The following is a 22,531-nucleotide window of genomic DNA, read 5'->3' as shown; positions in this document are numbered from 1 at the left end:
CAGGCTTGTGAAAGTAATAATCAGCAGGGTGAATAGTCTAAGCATTTTTAGTTTGTTTAAGTTAGTTTTAGCAAGACCAAATTATAAATTTTTGATGGTTCCATCGGTTTTTACCGAATAACATGTTAGACCTTGAGAAAAGACTTCCGGTTTGGTAATCGAATTGCCCAAAAGCATTCTAGCACATTCCTGAATTCCTTCCGGGATAGATGGATGTGCATGAATCAACTCGGCAAGGACGCGAACACTCTTTTTCATAGAAATCAGTAAGGCGATTGCCTCAATTGTACTGGAAGCATGTGCCCCCAATACCCGCATACCCAAGAGTGTCATTTCATCATCATCAGAAACGATGAGTTTTATAAACCCTTGTTTTTGGCGCATGGCAATGGCCCGATTCATATAGTCAAAACTCATTTTAGAAACCCGATAGGGGATTCCCGCTTTTTTGGCTTGTGTTTCATTCATCCCTACAGATGCGACTTCAGGATTTAAGAACATGATAGTAGAAATATTATCATAGTTGAGTGGTTTAGGTGCATTACCAAAGATTCGTTCCACTGCATGTCTACCTTCAAGTTCTGCGATATTTACCAAAGCAATATCTGCCGTAAAATCTCCAATAGCGTAGATATTTGGAATCGAAGTTTGGGTGTCTTCATCCTCACAATAACCACGATTGTTTAGTTTTAATCCGATTTTATCCAAACCAATATTTTCAGAATTTGGAACTCTACCCACCGATACAAGTGCTTTTTCAACATATCGGATTTCTTTGGTTCCATCATCAAACTCCAAAGTGTATTTCACCTTACCATTATCTATAGTCATTTCACTCAGACTGGCGCCTTTATGAATATGAACACCATTAGCAACTAGGTTTGTTGCTACCATGTCTGAGATGTCAGGATCTTCAAATGGTAAAATGCGTGGTGCTTTATCAATCAGGTATACTTTAGTTTTTCCGAAGTTGGAAAAAATAGTAGCAAATTCACAACCAATGACTCCGGCTCCCAGAATAACGATACTTTCTGGATAGTGTTCCATAGAAAGGATACCATCACTCGTATAGATGATTTTTTCATCAATCGGGATGTTCGGTAAATACCTAGGGCGACTTCCGATAGCCAGAATTGTGTGGTCTGCAGAAACCATTAAATCATCATCGTTTTCTCTTTCAACAAAGATTTCTGTGGTAGATTGCATAGATGCCGATCCACGAATGAAATCCAATTGACCGGACTTAACGTAGAAGTCAATTTGAGATTTTAACTGTTGAAACTTCTCATTTACAGCTTTATGTGTTTCATGGACCACCGCTGAAAAACTAAGATGAGAATCATATACGTAATAGCCGTATTTGGACGATTTCATCATTTGATAGTTTTGCGAAAGTTCCCACATGGTTTTGGAGGATAAAGCTCCATTAAAAATACCCGCTCCACCTACACTTTCACGTTCAATTAGGCATATTTTTTTGTTGAAGTCGATGGCTCTCATGGCGGAAGCGAATCCGGATGGTCCCGCTCCGATAATGCATAAATCGTAATGTTTCAAGGTATTATGGTTTTAGTTTGTCCAACTAAAGTAATATGTTTCGATTTGAATCCCATAGATTCGGTTCAAAAGTTATGAAACAGTTAAATTAAATTTGAAATTATTACAACCGTTTGATTTCAAGGTGTAACTTTGGAATTAATTTGTTACATCAAAATAAGAAAGATGAAAATGAAAATTGGACTGTATAGCGCTGTTTTAGGTGCTATGTTTATGGCTTCATGCGGTTCAGAACCCAAAGCAGAAGACCAGAAAGTAACCGTACCTACTGAACAAACTGATGATACTGAAATTAGAGAAGTGGAAGAGTTTGTATTACCATCAACGGTTCAGATTGGAGATTTATTCAGGAATTCAGGATTAGAGTATGTAGGAGGATTAACGTTAGATCCGCAAAAAGCGTCCAGCTACAATACCACCTATGATAAGTACTTTGCGTTTGGTGCGTATTGGACGGATATGACCTATTGTGTATTAAACAATCAAAGTCAGGAAGCGCGTAAATACATGAAGGTAATCAAAGATTTATCTACGGATTTGGGTGCAGGTGAAGTTTTCGATAACAAAGAGTTATTGGACAGATTTGATCGTAACTTAGAGAATAACGATTCTATTTTATCTATATTGATTGAAATTGATGAGCGTACCGATGCTTATGTTGAAGATAATGGTCAGGAAGAGTTTGCTTTAGTGGCTTTTGTTGGCGGATGGGCAGAAGGGATGTATTTAGGTGTTTCTACAGTGAGTTTGACTGATCATTCGGAACTCACCGGAAGAATCATCGAGCAAATGGTGATTTTAGATAAGCTAATCGAAGGGTTGACTCCTTTGGAAGGTTCTAGCAAAAGAGTAGATGTCGTGTTAAATCACATGAGAGAATTATATGAATTCTATATCAACATCCCTGTGATTGCAGAAATGGAAGGTAACATTACCGAAGTTGAAATTCCATCTACTGATATGAAATTGTTAGGGGATAAGATTTTAAAATTAAGAAACTTAATCGTAGAGTAATTCTATACTAAATTTAAATCAGATGAAAGTTAAATTTTTATCCATCGCGTTCCTGTTTATAATGATGGGAATGGTTTCTCCTGTGATGGCACAAGAGGGAGAAGATTTTTGGACTGAGAAGGAAGAAAATAAAGAAGCTGAAAAAAAGGAATCCAATACTGCTACAAATAATACTTCATCACAACCGAAAATGAAACCGGTCAAGAATAGTTGTGAAAACAGAAATGAATTGAGAGAAGAAGTACGTTTATTGATTCGTCCTTTTAAATATAATCTATCTAAAACCACTACGGTTACTTATAAGAGATATCCGCAGTTAATGCGTGTTTTGATTCCTATTTATAATAGTAATGATCACCGTATTATTTTTAGTACAAAAGGATTACCTCAAAACATCCAAATTAAAGTATACGACAAGGCCAAAGGGGAGAAGAAAAGAAAATTATTATTTCAATCTAACCCGGATGAACCCATCAATACTTTTGAGTTGACAGAAGATTTTAAAGGGTCTTATTTGTTTGTAGAATATTTAATTCCTCCAACGGATGCGGAAGACAGATCGTATACCAGTCGTGGGTGTGTAGTGATGATGATGGGATACTTATTCTTACCTGAAGAGGAAAGTGAGGGTACCATGCAAACGCATTAAACAGAAATCATTATAATAAAAAAGGCAGCCAAGGCTGCCTTTTTTATTGCGTATAGTTTTATAATTCTAACTGCTGAATTTCTTTTTCAAATAGCTCAAAATATTGCCCAACATGAAAACCATCCACTAATGCGTGATGAACTTCGATGGAAATTGGCATTTTAAGTTGGTTATTGAGTTCATAATACTTCCCGAAAACAACTCTTGGAATACTATCGCTCAAGTCATTTTTTCGGGCATGTTGAAATGAAGTAAAAGAGACCCATGGAATCACAGAATAAAAGATCATATTTAAATCACCCTGACGTGGTTCAAAATCGGGGTCGGACTTTAATTGATGAATAGCCTGTTCACCTTTCTGAACGAATTGATGAATGTCTGACTCAATATCGAAATAGCAAAAAGCAAAAGTATTGTCATCCAGTAAAACGGTACTCCCAGCTTGGGTTATCTCATAGTTTCTAACCGAATCTTCATATAGTCTGTATCTGAAATTTTCGATTTGATCAATCACTTTTTGAGAGATAAATAGTGATACCAGAAAAAAGGAATAATCGTGCTTTTTACAAAACGCTTTTAATCGTGTAACATCAACAGGAGCAGTGATATTATAGAAAGGAGAATCGAATGTTTTGAAGAAATCGAATGTGGATTTTCTGTTCCAGTTCTCTATTGAAATTTCCTGATATTTATGATTGACCGTGCCCATTTTTTCAAATTGATTGCAAATAAAAAACTAGTAAATATTAAACCAAAGCTTTTTTGTATGTTCGTGAAAAATCGAACTATGAAATTTATTTGGGCATCTATTTTATTTGCGTTTTTGGCATTAACCTCATGTAGTACGGCTCCAACCCCTCAAGTACAGGAAGAAAATGTAAAAGAGGCTGTTTTAGCAGAATTATTTAAACAACAAGACTGCTGGAATGAAGGGGATATAGATTGCTTTATGAATGGTTATTGGAATAGCGATAGTTTGGTTTTTGTCAGTGGTGAGAAAATTTCTTTTGGGTGGCAAAAAGTGACTGATAATTATAAAGCCAAGTACAGCTCAAAAGAATTGATGGGAACGTTGACTTTTGATATTGATAAAACGGAACAGTTATCACCCGATGCCATGGTCGTTTTAGGATCGTGGAATTTAAAAAGGTCGGATGTGGACTTTGGCGGAAAGTTCTCGCTACTTTGGAGAAAGATAGATGGAGAATGGAAAATTGTAATTGACCATACCTCATAAAAGTAAAAAAGCGATTATGAAATCGCTTTATTTACTCTTGCTATACTTAATTTCTTTTTACGTTCGAACCACTTTTTGCCGAATATCATATTCATGATTTTATCGAATGGCATCGTAAAGCCCATAAAGAAAGCACCCTTCATCAACGTGACTGGATCCTGAGCCAGCATTCTATAAGCAACAGAAATACCACCTTCCAAATAGGTATTGTAATGCCAGTAACCACTTGGCATAAAAATGCCGTCACCGGCTTCCTGAATAACTTCACAACCTTTTACATGCTTAAGTCCAGGCCATTTTTCAAAATCCGGATCCTTAAGTTCAGCTAATGAATGTGTGTTATAAGGAACCTTGTATAAATACTTCCCCTGATCTGGAGCAAACAAAACAACCCTTTTGGTTCCGTGGATTTGAGTGAGTAATACATTTGAATTATCTACATCATAATGTAATCTTACCTCAGTATCGGTTCCTCCTAAAAACATAAATCCAAAGGTTTTCATAATCCCTTTATTAATGAATTTAGGACAAGAGAAGTCTTTCTTTAGGCTTGGATATTGTTTGTACAGATTATATCTGAACATTCTAATTGTACTTGGTTCCTTTTTGGTAATAATATCCAAAAACTCACCAAATGGCATGTTGAAATCTGGATTTACGGTTGTAGAGTAGACGTGTCTTTCTTTTGTGTTATCGAAAACACCTACTTCCAAATCACCCATTTCTTGTTTAAACCAATCAATTGTCCATTTCTTTCCGGCAGGTTGAAGGTTTGCTAAGCCTTTTAAGAGTACTGGTTTTTGAGGAATTAAATATTTCCTTCTAAATTCTTCTACAGTAAGGTCGGCAGCGTTTTCAACTGCACATTCTAAACTTAAATCTAAAGCCATAATAAACTCAAATCCTTGAGATTTTTTTAATTGCTAAAATATTGATGGTTTAATTGATTTATTGAGCGCTCAAAAGTGAATGATTCATTTGAGAATACCAATTTAGAAAGGTTAAAAAATGAAAATGTTACAATTATATTACACTATATCGCGAGTAAAATACTAAGCAGTAGTATCCCCAATGATGTTGTTGAGATAATTCCCAAAGCTACTTTTTTAGCGGATTGAACTTTGATTTCGATTAATTTGGAAATACCAACCTGAATCAGAAATAAGACGATGGTATAAATACTAAATACAAGCCAGGCGCCCCAGTTGGTCATCCAGTTGAAGTTATAGTAGCCTTCGTCAATAAAGAATAAAAACAATGTGATAAATGCAGCATTTGTTAGTAGTAGGAGAGAGGGATCTGTTTTTTGTACGGTAAGCTCTGAAGTCATCTGATTATAATTTGATTACGTTTTAATATCTGGATAACGGACCTCATGAATGGTTATTACGTGAAGAAGCAAAAAAGCCCCATCCAACTCTGTTGGATGGGGCTTGCCCTTTTTGATTTATGTTTAATTTAAATGATTCATCAATTCCGGATTTTCCGGATTCTCTGAGTCTTTAAATACATTGCTAAATATGAATTTACCATCACTTGCATCAATGCTAATGCGGGCACCAGCGTGGACGTTACCAGAGAGAATTTCTTTTGACAATTGGTTGAGCAATTGTTTTTGGATGACTCTTTTTACTGGTCTGGCACCAAATTGAGGATCATATCCTTCATTGGATAAGAGGCGAATGGCCTGGTCTGTAATGGAGATATGAATATCCTGTTTTTGTAGCATTTTCTGAACCCCTTTGAATTGTAATCTTACAATCTCGTGGATGTCTCCCTCATTGAGTGGTTGGAACATGATTGTTTCATCAATTCTGTTTAAAAACTCAGGTTTCAAACTTCTCTTTAATAACTCCAATAATTGTGTTTTTGTTTTTTGTAACACACTATTCAAGTTTGAAGCATTGATTTGTTGAAAGCTTTCATTGATAATGTCAGATCCCATATTGGATGTCATGATGATAATGGTATTTTTAAAGTTCGCTACGCGCCCTTTATTATCGGTTAATCTACCGTCATCCAATACTTGCAGTAAGATGTTAAATACATCAGGATGCGCTTTTTCTATTTCATCTAAAAGAATCACCGAATAAGGTTTACGTCTGACTGCTTCAGTTAATTGACCTCCTTCATCATATCCCACATATCCCGGAGGCGCACCTACCAATCTTGAAACGGCATGACGTTCCTGATATTCACTCATATCAATTCTGGTCATTGCGTTTTCGTTGTCAAATAGGAATTCTGCCAAGGCTTTAGCCAACTCAGTTTTTCCAACCCCGGTAGTCCCCAGAAAGAGGAAAGATCCAATTGGACGGTGTTGATCCTGTAATCCTGCACGACTTCTACGTACCGCATCACTAACCGCTTGAATGGCTTCATCCTGACCGATAACTCTATGATGTAATTCAGATTCCAGATTAAGGAGTTTCTGTCTTTCAGATTGAAGCATTTTGCTTACCGGAACACCGCTCCATTTTGCGACTACCTCAGCAATATCTTCAGCGTCCACTTCCTCTTTAATCAGAACAGAGCCTTTGTCTTTTAATTCCTGAAATTTGGTGCCCAGTTGATTTAACTTTTCTTGAGCTTCAACTAATTTTCCATATCTGATTTCCGCAACTAAAGCAAAGTTTCCATCTCTTTCAGCACGTTCCGCATCGAGTTTATACTGTTCAATTTGTTCCTTAGTGCTTTGAATTCCATCCACCACCTGACGCTCGCTTTCCCATTGGGCTTTCAGATCATTTCTCTTATCGCTGAGTTCCGCAATATCCGCATTTAGAATATCTAGTTTCTTTTGATCTTTTTCTCTTTTAATGGCCTCACGTTCAATTTCAAGTTGTCTGATTTTCCTTTCAATTTCATCTAACTCTACTGGCATGGAGTTCATTTCCATACGCATTTTGGAAGAGGCTTCATCAATCAAATCAATCGCTTTATCCGGAAGGAATCTATCTGTAATGTAACGTTGAGATAATTCTACAGCAGCTAAAATGGCCTCGTCTTTAATTCTAACCTTATGATGCGTTTCATATTTTTCTTTAATTCCTCTTAAGATGGAAATCGCATCTTCATCATTTGGTTCATCAATCGTTACCTTTTGGAATCTTCTTTCTAATGCTTTGTCTTTCTCAAAATACTTTTGATATTCCGCTAATGTAGTGGCCCCAATGGCTTTTAATTCTCCTCTAGCCAATGCTGGTTTTAATATATTCGCAGCATCCATGGCTCCTTCACCTTTACCAGCTCCCACCAGTGTATGGATTTCATCAATGAAAAGTACAATCTCACCGTCAGCCGAGATCACTTCTTTGACCACTGCTTTAAGACGTTCTTCAAATTCGCCTTTAAATTTTGCTCCGGCAACCAAAGCGCCCATATCTAATGAATAGATACTTTTACTTTTTAGATTATCCGGCACATCTCCATTAATAATACGATGTGCTAAACCTTCTGCAATGGCGGTTTTACCCACACCGGGTTCTCCAATCAGGATTGGATTGTTTTTAGTTCTTCTGGATAGAATTTGAAGTACTCTTCTGATTTCTTCATCTCTACCAATAACCGGATCTAACTTACCATCCTGGGCTTGTTGATTTAGGTTGATGGCATATTTTGCTAAAGATTGATAATTGTCTTCAGCGTTGGCGCTGGTTACTTTTTCACCTTTACGTAATTCGTTGATTGCAGATAGCAGATCTTTTTGATTTAGTCCACTGTCTTTCATCATACGAGCGATTTCATCATTTCCTTTTAGTAAACCTAAAATGATGTGCTCAATGCTCGTGTACTCATCACCATTTTTTTGTGCAATATTTTGCGCATTGACTAAAGCTTGAGATGCATTTTGAGATAGTTGTATTTGTCCACCGCTGACCTTAGGATATGTCCCAATTATTCTGTCAATAGCTTGTGTGAAAATAGGAACGTTGACACCCATTTTTTTCAAAAGAAAAGGCGTAACGTTTTCGTCTACCATTAAGATACCTTTCAGAATATGAGCAGTATCAATAGTTTGTTGTCCATTCCCCAAAGTAATTTGTTGTCCTTGTTGAATGGCTTCTTGTGATTTTATTGTGAATTTATCGAAGTTCATTTGTCTATTTTTTTCGTGGTTCGGTTGGCGTTAGACAAATTGTAGACCGATTATATTTTTCAGAATTCTTGACATGCTTTAAATCTAAATTGTGACTATATGGCTGATGTATAGTGGGTTTGAGTGAAAAAATGTCTGGATTTTATAATGTTGAGATATAAAAAAAGCCCAGATGTAATTCTGAGCTTTTAAAATTTAAATTGTTTTGGGTTTAGTGTTTACCGCATCCTTTTTTATTTCCACAGGATTTCTTTTCAGCGCATCCAGATTTCTTTTCGCTTTCTGATTTTTTGGTGCATTTCCCTTCTTTTTTACAGTCATCGCTGCACTTTTTTTCACCTTCCTTTTTGGTACACTTGCCATCGCATTTTCCATCTTTACATTTATCACAATCTCCATCGTGATCAATAATAGAAATAGAGGTGGATTGTAAGGTATTGGCATTTACATGAATAGTGACTGTGGTCAGTGTAAATAAGAATAGAGCTACAATAGATAAAAAGTTGATTTTCATATAAAATGTTTTTTGTGTTATAGCCAGTAAATATAGGAGTTTTAGGGTTTTTAGAAGATAAAAAAGAAGCTAATTATTTGTTAATGAAAGAAAGTTTCTCGGCATTACATTCAGTCTGATTTTCATATTTAGGTAGATGTCAATAAAAAAGGCCTTTTGAATTTCAAAAGGCCTTTAAAAAATGAGAGTTTTTAAGTTTTATTGTTCCCCACATTTTCCCTCTCCACATTTGTGTTCTTCAGTTTGTGTGCTATCACCACATTTACCTTCGCCACACTTGCCTTCACCACATTTATGATCTACACCTGCTGAGTCAGATTTAGAGCATTCTTTTTTACATTTTTCTGCGCATGCTTTTTGACATTCTTCATCACACTTAGAATCGCCCTTACCACATTCACCTTTACATTTTTCTTTGCAAGTCGAAACACATTTTTTCTCACATTTGCCATCCTTCTTACATTCTTTATCTTTTTTGCACTTACTGTCTTTTTTGCATTTCTTCTTGCACTCCGCATCACCTTTTTTACATTCTTTTTTAGATGTTTCAGAATCATCTTCGTTTGCAGTTTGCTCTACGTTGGCTTTTGAAGTATCATTTTCAGCAGAAGAGTTACAACTGGTTAAAACTGTAAAAACGGTAAATACAGAACTTAATAATAGTAGCGAGAGAGATTTTAATTTCATATTTGCTTTATTTAAATTGTATGCGATAAAAGTAATAATAATTACCAAAGCACAAATTTCTCATCCCTGGAGGGGAAATTGTAGAAACTTGGAAAATGTTTAAACCTTGAAATAAATCAATATGCGTCACCTGATACTACTTTTAATATGTTTTTTTGGAGTTTTAATGTCATATGGGCAAGACACTATTCTGTTTAACAATGGGGATCAGATAGTAGGAGAATTAAAGACTTTGGATAGAGGGGTGATTACCTTTAAAACTTCCTATAGTGATTCTGATTTTAAGATAGAGTGGAAGGGGGTTAAAAGATTAAGTACAGCTACTATATTTCTGATTACATTATCAGATGGAACCCGATTTAAAGGCGCTATTGCGCATGGGGATTCGGTAAGCCTAATGCTCAAAACTATGGAGGGAGAAAAATATGTCCGATCGAATGAAATCGTATATCTTAAATCCTTAGATGAAGGACTTTGGAGCCAGATTTACGCGAATGTGGATATTGGTTTAAGTGTGACCAAAGCCAAAAACCTTCGACAGTTAAACATTACAGCAGGTTTGGGATATTTGGGTGAGAACTGGTCATGGGATGCCAGATACAGTTCTTTAAATTCTACACAAGATTCTATTCAACCCACGATTAGAAATGAAGGTGGTGTTTCGGCTAATTTGTTTTTACCGGATGATTGGTTTTTAACCGGAGCAACAGATTTTTTATCGAATACGGAGCAGCTTTTAGATTTAAGGATTAATGGGCGTGGAGGATTTGGTTATTATATCGTTCATAAAAATACATGGTATTGGAGTTTTGCTGGGGGAGCAGCATATATCAATGAAACTTATAGTAATGGTGAGAATGGGAAAGAGAGTATGGAGGGGTTTATCAGTACAGAGTTAAACTTATTTGATTTTGGGGATTTTGGATTGTTTACTAAAGTTTCAGCTTATCCCGGGATTACGGAAAGAGGTAGATTTAGAACTGACTTTAAGATGGATGTTAAATACGATTTACCATTGGATTTTTACATTAAAGGCGGTTTTACATTGAACTACGATAATCAACCTACTGTAGGAGCAGGAGAAGTGGATTATGTTTTAAATACAGGATTTGGTTGGGAGTGGTAGATTAATCTTCTAAATTTTCAGGGTAATCTGATTCTTCATCTACTGGTGGTGGAGTAGGGATCTGAATGATCTTAAATGATTTGTCATTTGTGAGTTTGTAAAGTAAAACTACATCTATTGCAAAATGCGCAGCCATAGGTGCGATTAATCCTAAATGGACTTTCATGTATCCTAAAATCCCGATAACGATAGTCATAGTCATTCCATAAAACATCATTTTGCGATCCCTTGGGTCTAAATAACCATGTATGGCCACAAAGAATATAGCTGTAATCCAGACACCCCAATAGGGTTGAATAATGCCTCTAAAAAGGAATTCTTCTCCAACCCCTGCACAAAATGAAATGAATAAGATTTCCCACGTGCTCATTCTGAAACTATGGATTAAAACACCATACTTCATTTTGATTTGAATGAAACTTTTGTGATTTACAATAAACCAGGCCAGAAATCCAGCAAGTATTCCAAAAGCTAATCCAACACCTAATTGGATAATCAGGTTTTCTGGATAAAGCCAATTGAACTCAAAATCCCACGGATTGGATTCAATAAAACCCACCAGAGTAATTCCTACAATTGGAAAACCCAATAAAGTAGCAAAGCCCATGGCATATAATCTAGATTTTGGCATCTCTCAATAAAAGGAGTGCAAATCTACATAAGTGATCCAAGTAGGGAAGTAATATTTACTATGATTTTAGATGAGGAAAATCTTTATTTAACCGGTATAAAGATATGCGTGATGAGTTTGTCTTCATCTGGCTCATCTCTAGGTGTGTTTTCATATTGTTCCCATGGAGAGCCATTCATTTCCAGATTATTTTTAGCAAGATATGCATCCAATGCTTCCCAAACATGAGCAGATTTATTGTACGGACCAATATGCGTTGCAGTAATTACTTTACCAGCATATGTATTACCCGGAGTGATTCCATTTTCAGAAATTTCAGCAGGTTTTGTCGTCACAAACAACGGTTGGAATACCACAGAACTTGGAGGATCGAATTTGTGAAAAATAATCCTCGAATAGCCACTTGGAGTTAGGTTGTATAAATGGATATAGGCATCTAGTTTTTGAAAGTTCTCAGCGATTTTACCTTCCAATTCAGCCAAACTACAAGAATCGTTTAAACTGATACAAGAAATAGATTCAACTGTAGTTTCTTCAATTTTTACATCGCCATAATCCGGAAGTGATGCTTTTTCAGCTTCGCAGATTTGTTTTACCGATTCTAAACCCATCTCAAAAGTTGAGCCCACGATGTCATCCATATAGCGTCCCATAATTCTCATGAACGGATTATTACCCATATCCATATGAACTTCCCAGGTTACCTTGACTCCATCTTCAGCTTCCGCGAATATCATTAAACCCTGAGCAGGCTCGTCTCCCGGTTCACCGAATAATAGATCAGATTGAATTAACTGATGCGGAACTACTTCAGAATATCTAATGGTTCCTTTACCTGAGTTTTCAGAAGTCCATGAATAGCTTGCTCCAACTCCTTTGGTAATATCACCCAGTTGTGTAACCATAGTAGAATCCTGAGCTTCCCAGGGAGACCATTTGATTCTTTTTTCCAGATCATTGAACTGGTCAAAAACGATATCCATCGGTGCGGCAATCACGATAGATCGGCTCACAGAAACTTCTTTACTCTGAAAGAATCCGAATGCTACAAAAATGAGTACAAGAATAAGGAGGGAAGTGCCAATGTATTTGAAAGTTTTCATCGTGTGGACAATATATAACTGGTTGATATTAAGTGAGCGAGAAAAATACTATTTATTTGGAATATAGAGATGGGATCATGCGAAAAACGAAAGTTTCACATGATCCGTAAAATAAGATTAGGAGATCAAAACTTCTCCATCCATTTCTTTTGGAATAGGAACTCCCATAAAACTCAAAATGGTTGGCGCTACATCGGCCAGTTTCCCATTTTTAAGTTCTGGTCTTTGGTTTTGATCGATAAAGAACCATGGAACCGGTTGTGTACTATGTGCCGTATTGGGTGATCCATCTTCGTTCATCATACAATCCACATTTCCGTGATCTGCCAATAGAATGGTACTGTAGCCATTTTCTAAACCTGTTGAAACAACCGTTTGCGCACAATCATCAACAGTCTCTACTGCTTTAACCGCAGCTTCCATTACACCGGTATGACCTACCATATCCGGATTGGCAAAATTCAATACAACCAAATCAGTTTCCTGTTTTTTTAATTCAGCTACGATGGCGTCTCTGACTTCAAATGCACTCATCTCAGGTTGAAGATCGTAAGTCGCTACTTTAGGAGATGGGATGAGAATTCTTTTTTCACCTGTAAACGGTTCTTCACAGCCTCCATTAAAGAAATAGGTGACGTGTGGATACTTTTCTGTTTCCGCAATTCGAATTTGCTTTTTTTGATGTTGTGCGACAACTTCACCTAAGGTGTTATTAAGGTTGTCTTTTCTATAAAGAATTTCCAGGCCTTCGAATTTAGAATCGTAATTGGTCATACAATTATAATGTACATCCAATTTTTTCATTCCATATTCATTTTCGATACCTTGGGTAATAGCAGCAGTAAGCTCTCTGGCACGATCACTTCTAAAGTTAAAGTGAATAATGACATCACCTTCTTCAACTGTCGCAACAGGATTGTTATTTTCAGTAATCACAGATGCAGGAACAAATTCATCGGTGATGTTTTGCGCATAAGAACTTTCTATGGCATCCTGAGCAGAAGTAAATTCGGCACCCTTCCCATTTACAAGCAGGTGATATGCTTGTTGAACGCGCTCCCAACGGTTGTCACGATCCATACCATAGTAACGCCCTACAATAGAAGCAATTTTACCTGAGTTTTGGTTGAAATGATGCTCAATATCCGCTAAGAAACCTTTGCCACTATTAGGATCTGTGTCTCTACCATCCATGAACGCATGTAAGAACAAATTATCGAAATTTAAGTCTTTCGCATATTTCGAAATTGCTTTTAGGTGATTGATATGCGAATGGATTCCGCCATCAGAAAGAAGTCCCAGAACGTGAACTTTCTTATTGTTTTGAATCGCTGTTTTAAATGCGTTTACCAAAACTTCATTTTGATAAAAAGCTCCATCTTCGATGTCTTTATTAATTCGAACGATATCTTGATAAATCACACGACCAGCACCTAAATTCATGTGTCCAACTTCAGAGTTACCCATTTGTCCATCAGGGAGTCCTACAAAAAGCCCGGATGCTTCAAGTTGTGCATTAGGATACTTTTGATAGAGTGAATCTAAAAATGGTGTTTTAGCTTTATGAATAGCAGATACTTCCGGATTTTTAGCGATTCCAAATCCATCAAATATCATTAGGATAACTTTATTGCTCATGAACTGATCTTTAATTTTCGGCAAATTTAAAATTTAAATAAAATCGTGTAGGTTAGTCTATATCTTCGATGATGAGGTGTAGACCGTCATCTTTGATTTCTATGAGGTGTTGTTTGTAAAGTGCTCCGGCAGCCTTTTTGAAAGTCTTTTTACTCATTCCAAAATAGTCTCTTATGTCTTGTGGATCAGATTTATCATGGAAAGGCACAAATCCGTTTTCAGATTGGATTTTTTGGTAAAGTGCTTTAGCACTGGATTCGATAATTTCTACTCCCTGGATATCGAGTGCTAAATCGATTTTACGGTCTGCACGAATCTTTTTGACATAACCAGTGTGGTAATCACCAATATTCACAGTCTTGTTCAATTCGGTACGATAGAGTAGACCTATATTTTCATCATTAATGATCGCCTTATAACCTAAAGGGGTTTCTTTATAGATAAGTAATTTGACTTCTTCTTTTTCAGATACAATGATTTCTTCGTTGTCAATTACATTCTCAATTTTAGTAGTTCCAACCAGCCTTTCTGTTTCAGCGTCCAGATATAAAAAGACCACATGGGTATTTCCAACTTTTACGTTTTTGTTTTGCTCAGCATAAGGCACAAAAAGATCTTTGGATAATCCCCAATCCATAAAAGCACCTACAGCAGTAACCGACTTCACTTTTAAAGGGGCAAATTCATGTAAGACTACTTTAGGATGTTCCGTTGTGGCTACAATTCGATCTTCAGAATCGGTATATAGGAAAACATTTAATTCATCGCCCAATTTCATTGATTCCGTAACATAACGCTGAGGCAGAAGCACACCTTCTCCAAATGGATTTTCTGCCGGATCTACATCGTCTGTAATATCTTCCGGGTTTCCATCAAATTCTCCCAGATAGCACCCATTACTTCTGAATCTTAGAATATGTAACTTATTGAATTCTCCTAATTCCATTCTTTTGATTTAATGGTGCAAAGATAAGTTAGGGATATAGAGTGGTTACTGATCTTTTGGCTTGAATTTACTGAATAAAGAAAAGCCCATGACTTCCTGCAACAGCTCCGATTAATGTGATCATGCTTAAGGTCAATAAAACCCAGTGGAAGCGTTGTATAAATTGAAAGGTCTTTTCGGGATTTTTTTCTGCGTTCTTTTGATACCATTTGTGCAGAACGAAAGGTTCGAGAATAAACAATACAACCGTAAACAAGACCCAAATCATGGTCATGGCTGTAATCCACCAATATCTTAACTGATGATATCGATCCCAGGCATCCAATTCATACATCATGTAGAAGCCACTGATTGCGGTGAGCAAAGTGGTGACCTTTGCCTGCAAGGAGAATTTACCCTCAATTTTTTCGAATGTATCGATCTTATCCTTTTTTGAGTTCATTCTTCGCACTGCAGGTAAAATTACAGTAGTTACCATAGCTACGCCTCCAATCCAAAAAACAACAGCAACAATATGAACGACTCTTGCCAGTGTGAAATAATGCATTATTGATAATTAAGATGCTTAAAATGCAAAAGAAAGTGCTTTAGAGATCGAATGCAAATGAAGAAGAATCATTATCCAAAATGACACCTATATTATTACGCGTTTTTGACAAAAAAAACTCGAATTTTCTATTTGTATGTTTCGATATGATTTAGATCAGTATTTTAAGAATGAGAATGAAAATTCTTCATATTTATGTGCTTTAAAATGATCTGGAAACATACTGGAAATATAGATTTTATGACTTTCTAACAATTTGATAAAATTACCAGGTGAAAAAATAAAAATTTGATAACCTAAACGCCTAAAAATAATCACTTAAGAGGACAATATTTGTCGCACTTTTTTTATGGATAAATGTTAATTTTTAATATGATTAGATTCAAATTTTAATATGTATGTAGATCATTTATTGATCTATAATTGCAAAATAAATTTGGGTAGTAATAATCAGAAAACAAACAAAAAATTAAATGAAAAAACATGTTGTAATTTTTGAGGCTCGTGGAGGATCGGATAAGGGTAAATATGGATTCAGAATGGATTCTAAGCCTATTATTGATTCTTTAAAATCCAGAGGATGGACAGCAGAGATTATTTTTTATTCGGACGAAGATCGTGGAGAGATTTATCGTTACACTACGAGCAAAGCTGATGCTTATATCAGTAGAGTTAACCCAGGTAACTTGCCAAGTGAGGTAGGATATTTCCAAATGTTGAAAGAATTGGTAGCAAATGGAGTGGAAGGATTGCCCCATCCGGATGCTATGGTGGCATATGGCGCTAAAAATTCGGTAGAGAAGTTAAAAGGAACAGATATCGTTCCGGATGATGTGTACACTTATTATGATTTTGATACCCTAAAAGAAAAATTCCCAAAGAGTTTATTGAATGGTGTACGTGTGATCAAGCAAAACAGAGGATCTACCGGTGAAGGTATTTGGAGAGTTGAAGTGCTTGGAAAAGAAAAAATGAAAGGTCGTGTACCATTGGATGCGAAATTGAAATTAACTGAAGCAAAAGACAACCACACAGAAGAAAAAACTTTACAAGAATTTTTAGAGTTCTGTATCCAGTATTTGGAAGGTGAAAATGGGATGTTATTAGATATGCCATTTTTGGAAAGAATCGTTGAAGGTGAGATTCGTGTATTAATGTTAAGAGATTCGGTAGTGAATATCGTACACAAAAAACCGGCAGAGACAAAAGATGCATTTTCAGCAACATTATTCTCAGGAGCGAAATATCGTTACGATAAACCGGAACAATGGCCTGATTTAGTGAAAGCTATTTCAAAATCAATTCCGATGATCCAGAGGAGATTAGGTAACTATGATTTACCATTGATTTGGACTGCTGATTTTATTCTGGATACAGATAAGAAAACTGGCCAGGACAAATATATTTTAGGTGAGATTAATGCTTCATGCGTTGGATTTACCACACATTTGGAATTGAGCGAAAACATTGCAGATGAAGTGCTGGCATTATTGGATGCAGAGTCTGCAGTAAACTCCAAATGGGCAGCATTTACGAAATAACTCTATTTTGAACCTACGTGCGCGGAAAGGTAGTCGAGTAATCGGCTACCTTTTTTTTATGACATTTTATTAACGTTCACTTGACATGAAGTCAACCTAAGAAAATGATCATGACTTACATTTGCGAATTATATTTTAATGAATCAGATGCGTAACATATTATATCTTGTTTTGGCTGCCATCCTATTTTCATGTCAGCCGGCCGAAAAAAAACAAAAACATACCGGAATTGCTTCTTCTCCTAAATTGGTTGTAGGTGTGGTCGTGGATCAAATGAGATTTGATTATCTCACACGTTATGCCAGTAAGTATAGTGAAACAGGATTCAAGAGATTGATTGGTGATGGGTTTCAATGTAAGTCACATCATTTTAGTTATATGCCAACATTTACAGGGCCCGGACATGCTTCCGTATTTACAGGTACAACACCGCAGGTTCATGGTATTATAGCAAACAATTGGTATGATAAATCCATAGAGCGTTTGATTTATTGTGTGGAAGATACTCTGGTAAAGTCAGTAGGAGGAGATTTTAAAAAGGAAAACAGATCTCCCCGCAATATGTTGGTTACCGGATTAGGTGATCAGGTGAAGTTGGCTACGAATCATAAGGGTAAGGTGATTGGAATCTCAATTAAAGATCGCGCTGCGGTTTTACCGGCTGGAAAGATGGCTGATGCGGCATATTGGTTTAAAGGAGGAAAAGATGGCGTGTTTATCTCTTCCACCTATTATATGAATGAATTACCAGAATGGGTACAGACCTTTAATCAAAAACAGCTACCTGAGCATTATTTATCTCAAACATGGGAAACCATGCTCCCTATAAGTGAGTACACAGAATCTAATCCGGATGATAACCATTATGAACAAAGTATTCATAAAGGACATAGCCCGACATTTCCGTATGATTTGAAGAAAATCAAAGAAAAAGAAGGATATAGCTTGATAAAGAGTACACCATTTGGTAATAATCTTTTAGTTGATTTTGCGAAAGAAGCGATTGAACATGAACGATTAGGTCAGGATAGTATAATGGATTTGTTTACAATTAGTTTCTCAAGTCCGGATTACATTGGTCATAAATATGGCCCAAATTCAATTGAAGTAGAGGATACCTATTTAAGACTGGATCAATCCATTTCAGAATTGTTGGATTATTTGGATCAAAAAGTAGGAAAAGGCGAATACGTATTATTCTTAACAGCTGATCACGGAGCTGCACATGTTCCTCAGGAGTTAATAGATCAAGGTGTGGAAGTAGGATATTATAATGACTCTACGATTTGGGCATCGGTTAATTCTGGCTTAATGGCACAATATGGAGTAGATAGTTTGATAAAGAGTTATTCAAATTATCAGTTCTTTTTTGATCATGACCTAATTGCAAAGCATAAAATTAATATCTCCGAATTAAGTGAAAAGACTGTTGAAATTGCAATGCAACAAGATGGAGTGAAATCAGGTATGACTAAAAAAGATTTGATTTCGCAACAATACACGGATAGAACAAAAGAAGTGGTACAAAAAGGATGGAACCATCAACGTTCAGGCGATGTGGCTTTAATCATGATGCCAGGATGGATTTCGGATAGTTATGAAGGAAGAGGAGGCACTTCTCATGGCTCACCATGGACTTATGATACGCATGTCCCATTTTTATTATATGGATATGGTGTAGAAAAAGGTGAAACTCAGAAAAGAACCAGAGTAGAGGATATTGTTCCAACTGTTTCGGCAATTGTTGGGATTCAACCTCCAATGGGATGTACAGGTAAAAATGTGCATCAAGCCATTCGATAGTTGACGTGTTAGAATAATCTTTTGAAAATAAGTGGGTAGCAGTTTTTTTATTTTGATTGGAAGTCTAAATTTGGCTTCCGAATCTAATAACTAAACAATAATTCAAAATGAAAAAAATCTTATTAATTCTAGTACTACTATCTACCATTAACTTTATAAAAGCGCAAGATTGTAATGTATTCTTCCCTACAGAGAAAGGAACCAGGTTTGAAATAACGAACTACGACAAGAAGAATAAAGAGGTTGCTAAGGTAAAACACGAGATCAAAGAAAGTAATTCAAATGGAAATGGAGTGGACCTTAAAGTTCAGGCTAAAACCTGGGATGTAAAAGGCAAAGAACTGGTGACCACGGATTATTTAGCGAAATGCAATGGTGGGAAGTTCTATTTGGATATGACCACATTTATTCCATCAGATAAGATGGCTTCAATGGAAGGAATGGAGATGGAAATGGCAGAGTCGTTTCTAGAATTTCCGGAGCAAATAAAAGTGGGTGATAAATTACCCGATGGTAAGGTCAACGTGAAGTTTAAATCCAGTGGGGTAAATATTATGAGTATTGCCATTAATATCACCAATAGAGAAGTGATGGCAGAGGAAGAAGTGACGACTTCAGCAGGAACTTATAAGTGTTTTAAAATCAAACAAATTTCCACAACAAAAATTGGGATGATGACAGTAACATCTACAACATATACCTGGTTTGCTATGGGAGTTGGAATGGTAAAGCAGGAGGTTTACGATAAGAAACAGAAATTTATGGGTAAATCTGAATTAACAGCATTTTCGAAATAAAGAACCAAATCAAATCATAAAAAAAGGGTTCGTATTTAATACGAACCCTTTTTTTATGATAACATTTCCTGACGGAGCAGAAACTCTAATTGCTCGTTTGAAAGCTTGAGTTGTTCCATCATAAATTTATTTTCTCTTCTAAGTCTATGTGTTTCGAATGCATTATTAATAATGTTTCTTAGATATGTTTCATCCCATGGTTTTTGAACATAGTGGTAAATTCTACCTTTATTAATAGCGTCAATTACAGCCTGGATATCTGAAAAACCAGTAATTAATATTCTGATGGTTTCTGGGTAATCGTTTACGATAGATTCTAAAAACTCTACACCGGTCATGAAAGGCATACGTTGATCGGTAATAACGATCGAGATATTATTTTGTTCTAGTATTTTGCGTCCTTCTGAGCCGGATTCTGCAGTGAAAATTTTATAATCCCTTCTAAATGCTGCCTTAAAACTAATTAGGTTATTCACCTCATCGTCAACATACAGAAGCTGCATTCGATCGGATTTAGCTGATTTGTTTTGATTTTCTGACATAAAAATTGGTATTATGGGGATTATAGGCTCGAAAATAACCTAATTCTTTTAAACCTTTTGACGAAATATTAATAATTTAATTTTTAGAGATAGGATTTGAATCAGGATTGATAATCAGCCCCATATGCCGATAGCTTTTTATTATACTTTTGGATTTATAGATGAATTTACTTAATAAAAATAATGAGTGATAATTTTAAACGCGTTGATAATCAGCATGATGTGATTCATCCTGATTTCTTCCGGTTAAGTGATTCTTCTTCAAAACTATCATTACATACGTTGTTGTCGCAAAATCCCCATATTTCGATAACTGATGAAATTGATGCACAAGTCAGGGAGCTTATTAAATCACGGCATCCTGAAGGTTTGGAGACAGAAAATCTGGAATCGAAAGTTAAATCAGTATTTGGATCTAAGAGCAAAGACGAATATGGTGTATGGGTATATTATCCATGGCTATGTAAGGTAGTACATATATTGGACGAAGATGAATTTATTGCGCTTCGTACCAATAGGAATTGTAATAAAATTACAACTGCTGAGCAAAGGGAACTTTCTAAGAAGAAAATCGGTATCATGGGGCTTAGTGTCGGACAGTCTATCGCATTGACATTAGTCATGGAAAGAGGCTGTGGTGAACTCCGTCTGGCCGATTTTGATCATTTAGAACTTTCTAATTTGAACAGAATTCGGACACCTTTATATAATCTTGGGACACATAAAGTAGTGGCTACAGCAAGAGAGATTGCTGAAATAGACCCATTTGTAAAAGTCAAGATTTACAAAGAAGGTATTACCGAAGAAAATATTGAAGACTTTATGTTTTCCGATGGGAAGCTAGATCTATTTGTGGATGAATGCGATGGGTTAGATATGAAGATATATGCCCGTGAATTTGCAAAAGAACATAGAATCCCGGTAATCATGGATACCTCTGATAGAGGAATGATTGATGTGGAAAGATTTGATTTAACACCTGATCGTCCGATTTTACATGGAAGATTAGATGGTATCGATAGTCAAACATTAAAAGGTCTTACCAATGAAGAAAAAATTCCGGTAGTTCTTAAAATCCTGGATTTTGAGAAATTATCTGATCGGGCCAAGTCTTCATTGGCAGAAGTAAAAAAGACAATAACTACCTGGCCGCAATTAGCAACTTCTGTCATTTTAGGAGGTGCTGTTGGAGCTGATGTTTCAAGAAGAATTTTGTTAGATCAATTTCAAGATTCAGGTAGGTATTATGTTGATATTGAAAGTATTATTAAGAACAAATCATAAAAATATGTTAGATTTATAATGAAAAATATACGTTATTAGAATAAAAAGATTCGTCATGGATTTTAGGTTTTTAATTCCAGTTGTCGATATCCCGAACATCAAATGATTAAATATTTAAGACATAACCGATGTTAAGGATACGCGCTTTTAAAGCACCAGACGATCAAGATGCAGGTGAAAGATTTGCGGTTGGTCATAGAAAGGTACTGGAAGATATAGGTGTCAAAGTAACATCGGGTAAAAACGATTGGATAGACGATCCCAATGTTTATGTTATGGTAGTAGAAGATACTGCTAATGACAATGAGATTGTTGGGGGAGTACGATTGCATGTTGCAAATCGTGTGACCGTTCTACCAATGGTGGAGGCTATTGCTAAAGTTGACACGCGTATTTACGAGGAAATCGATAAACTCATGGATGCTGGAACTGCGGAAATTTGTGGCATTTGGAATAGCCGTAAAATTATGGGACTGGGATTAGGTGCCATTTATTTGATGCGGTCGTCTATTGCTTTAGCTCCTCAAGTTGGATTGGATACCATGTTATCGTTTGCTTCAAGGGCAACAAGACAGCGAGGATACGAAAAAGGGTTTGAGCCATTTACCGTGGTAGGAAATCAGGGCGAATTTAATTATCCGAAATTGGATTTAATTGCTACGGCAGTGGTTTGTTATGATCCAATGGAATTACATTTGGCTACTGAAAAGGAGCGGTCTGAAATATTTAAGTTAAGAGAGCTATTAAATTTTAGAACGACCGAAACATGGCCAAAAGGTGAGTTTGAATTGGAATACCGATTGAAGCTACCATAAA

General features: G+C 36.1%; 22 protein-coding genes. 9 read left to right on the top strand and 13 right to left on the bottom strand.

The genetic code is table 11. From position 1 onward, the window contains the following. Positions 1–81: 81 nt before the first annotated feature. The gene (locus KFE94_01480; GenBank protein ID UTW66813.1) at positions 82–1,557 is read right to left on the bottom strand and encodes an NAD(P)/FAD-dependent oxidoreductase; all 1,476 of its coding nucleotides are present in this window, start codon (positions 1,555–1,557) and stop codon (positions 82–84) included. A 165-nt stretch (positions 1,558–1,722) separates the two neighbouring features. Between KFE94_01480 and KFE94_01475 the strand changes: the two genes are divergently transcribed. Next, the gene (locus KFE94_01475; GenBank protein UTW66812.1) at positions 1,723–2,571 is read left to right on the top strand and encodes a hypothetical protein; all 849 of its coding nucleotides are present in this window, start codon (positions 1,723–1,725) and stop codon (positions 2,569–2,571) included. 22 nt (positions 2,572–2,593) lie between these two features. Beyond that, the gene (locus tag KFE94_01470; protein UTW66811.1) at positions 2,594–3,220 is read left to right on the top strand and encodes a hypothetical protein; all 627 of its coding nucleotides are present in this window, start codon (positions 2,594–2,596) and stop codon (positions 3,218–3,220) included. 58 nt (positions 3,221–3,278) lie between these two features. Here KFE94_01470 and KFE94_01465 read toward each other — a convergent pair whose 3' ends face one another. Further along, entirely contained in the window at positions 3,279–3,929 is a 651-nt protein-coding gene (locus KFE94_01465) for a chloramphenicol acetyltransferase (protein ID UTW66810.1), read from the bottom strand. A gap of 78 nt (positions 3,930–4,007) precedes the next feature. Between KFE94_01465 and KFE94_01460 the strand changes: the two genes are divergently transcribed. Continuing rightward, positions 4,008–4,457, top strand: coding sequence for a DUF4440 domain-containing protein (locus KFE94_01460; protein UTW66809.1), 450 nt, complete (start codon positions 4,008–4,010; stop codon positions 4,455–4,457). A 14-nt stretch (positions 4,458–4,471) separates the two neighbouring features. Here the strand turns inward: KFE94_01460 and KFE94_01455 are convergent, their stop codons facing one another. The 5 genes from KFE94_01455 to KFE94_01435 form a co-directional block, all read right to left on the bottom strand. After that, on the bottom strand, positions 4,472–5,347 hold the full coding sequence (locus KFE94_01455) for a cupin-like domain-containing protein (protein UTW66808.1): 876 nt from the start codon (positions 5,345–5,347) through the stop codon (positions 4,472–4,474). A 143-nt stretch (positions 5,348–5,490) separates the two neighbouring features. Next, positions 5,491–5,787 carry a hypothetical protein gene (locus KFE94_01450; GenBank protein UTW66807.1) on the bottom strand — a complete coding sequence of 99 codons (297 nt, stop codon included), beginning with the start codon at positions 5,785–5,787 and terminating at the stop codon, positions 5,491–5,493. Between the two features lie 123 nt (positions 5,788–5,910). Further along, positions 5,911–8,556 (bottom strand): ATP-dependent chaperone ClpB, encoded by a 2,646-nt coding sequence (gene clpB / locus KFE94_01445; GenBank protein ID UTW66806.1) that lies wholly within the window; start codon positions 8,554–8,556, stop codon positions 5,911–5,913. Between the two features lie 211 nt (positions 8,557–8,767). Further along, positions 8,768–9,070: a hypothetical protein gene (locus KFE94_01440; protein ID UTW66805.1), complete on the bottom strand. Its 303-nt coding sequence runs from the start codon at positions 9,068–9,070 to the stop codon at positions 8,768–8,770. 198 nt (positions 9,071–9,268) lie between these two features. Then, positions 9,269–9,757 carry a hypothetical protein gene (locus tag KFE94_01435; GenBank protein ID UTW66804.1) on the bottom strand — a complete coding sequence of 163 codons (489 nt, stop codon included), beginning with the start codon at positions 9,755–9,757 and terminating at the stop codon, positions 9,269–9,271. 121 nt (positions 9,758–9,878) lie between these two features. Here KFE94_01435 and KFE94_01430 point away from each other — a divergent pair, with 121 nt between their 5' ends. Next, positions 9,879–10,883 (top strand): DUF481 domain-containing protein, encoded by a 1,005-nt coding sequence (locus tag KFE94_01430; GenBank protein ID UTW66803.1) that lies wholly within the window; start codon positions 9,879–9,881, stop codon positions 10,881–10,883. 1 nt (position 10,884) lies between these two features. Here KFE94_01430 and KFE94_01425 read toward each other — a convergent pair whose 3' ends face one another. From KFE94_01425 to KFE94_01405, 5 genes are all read right to left on the bottom strand, one after another. After that, complete coding sequence (locus KFE94_01425) at positions 10,885–11,514, bottom strand: CPBP family intramembrane metalloprotease (protein ID UTW66802.1); 630 nt, start codon at positions 11,512–11,514, stop codon at positions 10,885–10,887. 83 nt (positions 11,515–11,597) lie between these two features. After that, positions 11,598–12,617, bottom strand: a complete 1,020-nt coding sequence (locus KFE94_01420) for an SRPBCC family protein (GenBank protein ID UTW66801.1) — start codon at positions 12,615–12,617, stop codon at positions 11,598–11,600. A 117-nt stretch (positions 12,618–12,734) separates the two neighbouring features. Further along, a complete protein-coding gene (gene gpmI, locus KFE94_01415; GenBank protein UTW66800.1) occupies positions 12,735–14,255 on the bottom strand; it encodes a 2,3-bisphosphoglycerate-independent phosphoglycerate mutase in 1,521 nt (506 codons plus the stop codon). A 52-nt stretch (positions 14,256–14,307) separates the two neighbouring features. Then, positions 14,308–15,201, bottom strand: coding sequence for a GntR family transcriptional regulator (locus KFE94_01410; GenBank protein ID UTW66799.1), 894 nt, complete (start codon positions 15,199–15,201; stop codon positions 14,308–14,310). Positions 15,202–15,268: 67 nt separating this feature from the next. Then, positions 15,269–15,748 carry a hypothetical protein gene (locus KFE94_01405; protein ID UTW66798.1) on the bottom strand — a complete coding sequence of 160 codons (480 nt, stop codon included), beginning with the start codon at positions 15,746–15,748 and terminating at the stop codon, positions 15,269–15,271. Between the two features lie 473 nt (positions 15,749–16,221). Here KFE94_01405 and KFE94_01400 point away from each other — a divergent pair, with 473 nt between their 5' ends. The 3 genes from KFE94_01400 to KFE94_01390 all read left to right on the top strand — a co-directional run bounded on the left by KFE94_01400 (position 16,222) and on the right by KFE94_01390 (position 19,889). Then, positions 16,222–17,289: a Cj0069 family protein gene (locus KFE94_01400; protein UTW66797.1), complete on the top strand. Its 1,068-nt coding sequence runs from the start codon at positions 16,222–16,224 to the stop codon at positions 17,287–17,289. Positions 17,290–17,436: 147 nt separating this feature from the next. Continuing rightward, the gene (locus tag KFE94_01395) at positions 17,437–19,092 is read left to right on the top strand and encodes an alkaline phosphatase family protein (protein ID UTW66796.1); all 1,656 of its coding nucleotides are present in this window, start codon (positions 17,437–17,439) and stop codon (positions 19,090–19,092) included. Positions 19,093–19,199: 107 nt separating this feature from the next. Beyond that, a complete protein-coding gene (locus KFE94_01390; protein ID UTW66795.1) occupies positions 19,200–19,889 on the top strand; it encodes a hypothetical protein in 690 nt (229 codons plus the stop codon). 53 nt (positions 19,890–19,942) lie between these two features. Here the strand turns inward: KFE94_01390 and KFE94_01385 are convergent, their stop codons facing one another. Continuing rightward, positions 19,943–20,431 carry a response regulator gene (locus KFE94_01385; GenBank protein UTW66794.1) on the bottom strand — a complete coding sequence of 163 codons (489 nt, stop codon included), beginning with the start codon at positions 20,429–20,431 and terminating at the stop codon, positions 19,943–19,945. 183 nt (positions 20,432–20,614) lie between these two features. Between KFE94_01385 and KFE94_01380 the strand changes: the two genes are divergently transcribed. Together KFE94_01380 and KFE94_01375 are read left to right on the top strand one after the other, a co-directional pair. Continuing rightward, positions 20,615–21,715, top strand: coding sequence for an Rv1355c family protein (locus tag KFE94_01380; GenBank protein UTW66793.1), 1,101 nt, complete (start codon positions 20,615–20,617; stop codon positions 21,713–21,715). Between the two features lie 128 nt (positions 21,716–21,843). Beyond that, a complete protein-coding gene (locus KFE94_01375) occupies positions 21,844–22,530 on the top strand; it encodes a hypothetical protein (protein UTW66792.1) in 687 nt (228 codons plus the stop codon). Position 22,531: the final 1 nt, after the last annotated feature.

The organism is bacterium SCSIO 12643, from assembly GCA_024398135.1.
Lineage (GTDB): Bacteria > Bacteroidota > Bacteroidia > Flavobacteriales_G > Salibacteraceae > CAJXZP01.
The sequence above is the reverse complement of the archived record's forward strand: the minus strand, read 5'-3'. Positions and strand labels throughout refer to the sequence as shown.

Coding starts and splice junctions, on each gene's coding strand:
- KFE94_01420 (UTW66801.1), bottom strand. CDS start 12,617: ATGAAAACTTTCAAATACATTGGCACTTCCCTCCTTATTCTTGTACTC.
- KFE94_01390 (UTW66795.1), top strand. CDS start 19,200: ATGAAAAAAATCTTATTAATTCTAGTACTACTATCTACCATTAACTTT.
- KFE94_01400 (UTW66797.1), top strand. CDS start 16,222: ATGAAAAAACATGTTGTAATTTTTGAGGCTCGTGGAGGATCGGATAAG.
- KFE94_01405 (UTW66798.1), bottom strand. CDS start 15,748: ATGCATTATTTCACACTGGCAAGAGTCGTTCATATTGTTGCTGTTGTT.
- KFE94_01475 (UTW66812.1), top strand. CDS start 1,723: ATGAAAATGAAAATTGGACTGTATAGCGCTGTTTTAGGTGCTATGTTT.
- KFE94_01430 (UTW66803.1), top strand. CDS start 9,879: ATGCGTCACCTGATACTACTTTTAATATGTTTTTTTGGAGTTTTAATG.
- KFE94_01465 (UTW66810.1), bottom strand. CDS start 3,929: ATGGGCACGGTCAATCATAAATATCAGGAAATTTCAATAGAGAACTGG.
- clpB (UTW66806.1), bottom strand. CDS start 8,556: ATGAACTTCGATAAATTCACAATAAAATCACAAGAAGCCATTCAACAA.
- KFE94_01440 (UTW66805.1), bottom strand. CDS start 9,070: ATGAAAATCAACTTTTTATCTATTGTAGCTCTATTCTTATTTACACTG.
- KFE94_01450 (UTW66807.1), bottom strand. CDS start 5,787: ATGACTTCAGAGCTTACCGTACAAAAAACAGATCCCTCTCTCCTACTA.
- KFE94_01425 (UTW66802.1), bottom strand. CDS start 11,514: ATGCCAAAATCTAGATTATATGCCATGGGCTTTGCTACTTTATTGGGT.
- KFE94_01375 (UTW66792.1), top strand. CDS start 21,844: ATGTTAAGGATACGCGCTTTTAAAGCACCAGACGATCAAGATGCAGGT.
- KFE94_01395 (UTW66796.1), top strand. CDS start 17,437: ATGCGTAACATATTATATCTTGTTTTGGCTGCCATCCTATTTTCATGT.
- KFE94_01460 (UTW66809.1), top strand. CDS start 4,008: ATGAAATTTATTTGGGCATCTATTTTATTTGCGTTTTTGGCATTAACC.
- KFE94_01435 (UTW66804.1), bottom strand. CDS start 9,757: ATGAAATTAAAATCTCTCTCGCTACTATTATTAAGTTCTGTATTTACC.
- KFE94_01385 (UTW66794.1), bottom strand. CDS start 20,431: ATGTCAGAAAATCAAAACAAATCAGCTAAATCCGATCGAATGCAGCTT.
- KFE94_01470 (UTW66811.1), top strand. CDS start 2,594: ATGAAAGTTAAATTTTTATCCATCGCGTTCCTGTTTATAATGATGGGA.
- KFE94_01455 (UTW66808.1), bottom strand. CDS start 5,347: ATGGCTTTAGATTTAAGTTTAGAATGTGCAGTTGAAAACGCTGCCGAC.
- KFE94_01380 (UTW66793.1), top strand. CDS start 20,615: ATGAGTGATAATTTTAAACGCGTTGATAATCAGCATGATGTGATTCAT.
- KFE94_01410 (UTW66799.1), bottom strand. CDS start 15,201: ATGGAATTAGGAGAATTCAATAAGTTACATATTCTAAGATTCAGAAGT.
- gpmI (UTW66800.1), bottom strand. CDS start 14,255: ATGAGCAATAAAGTTATCCTAATGATATTTGATGGATTTGGAATCGCT.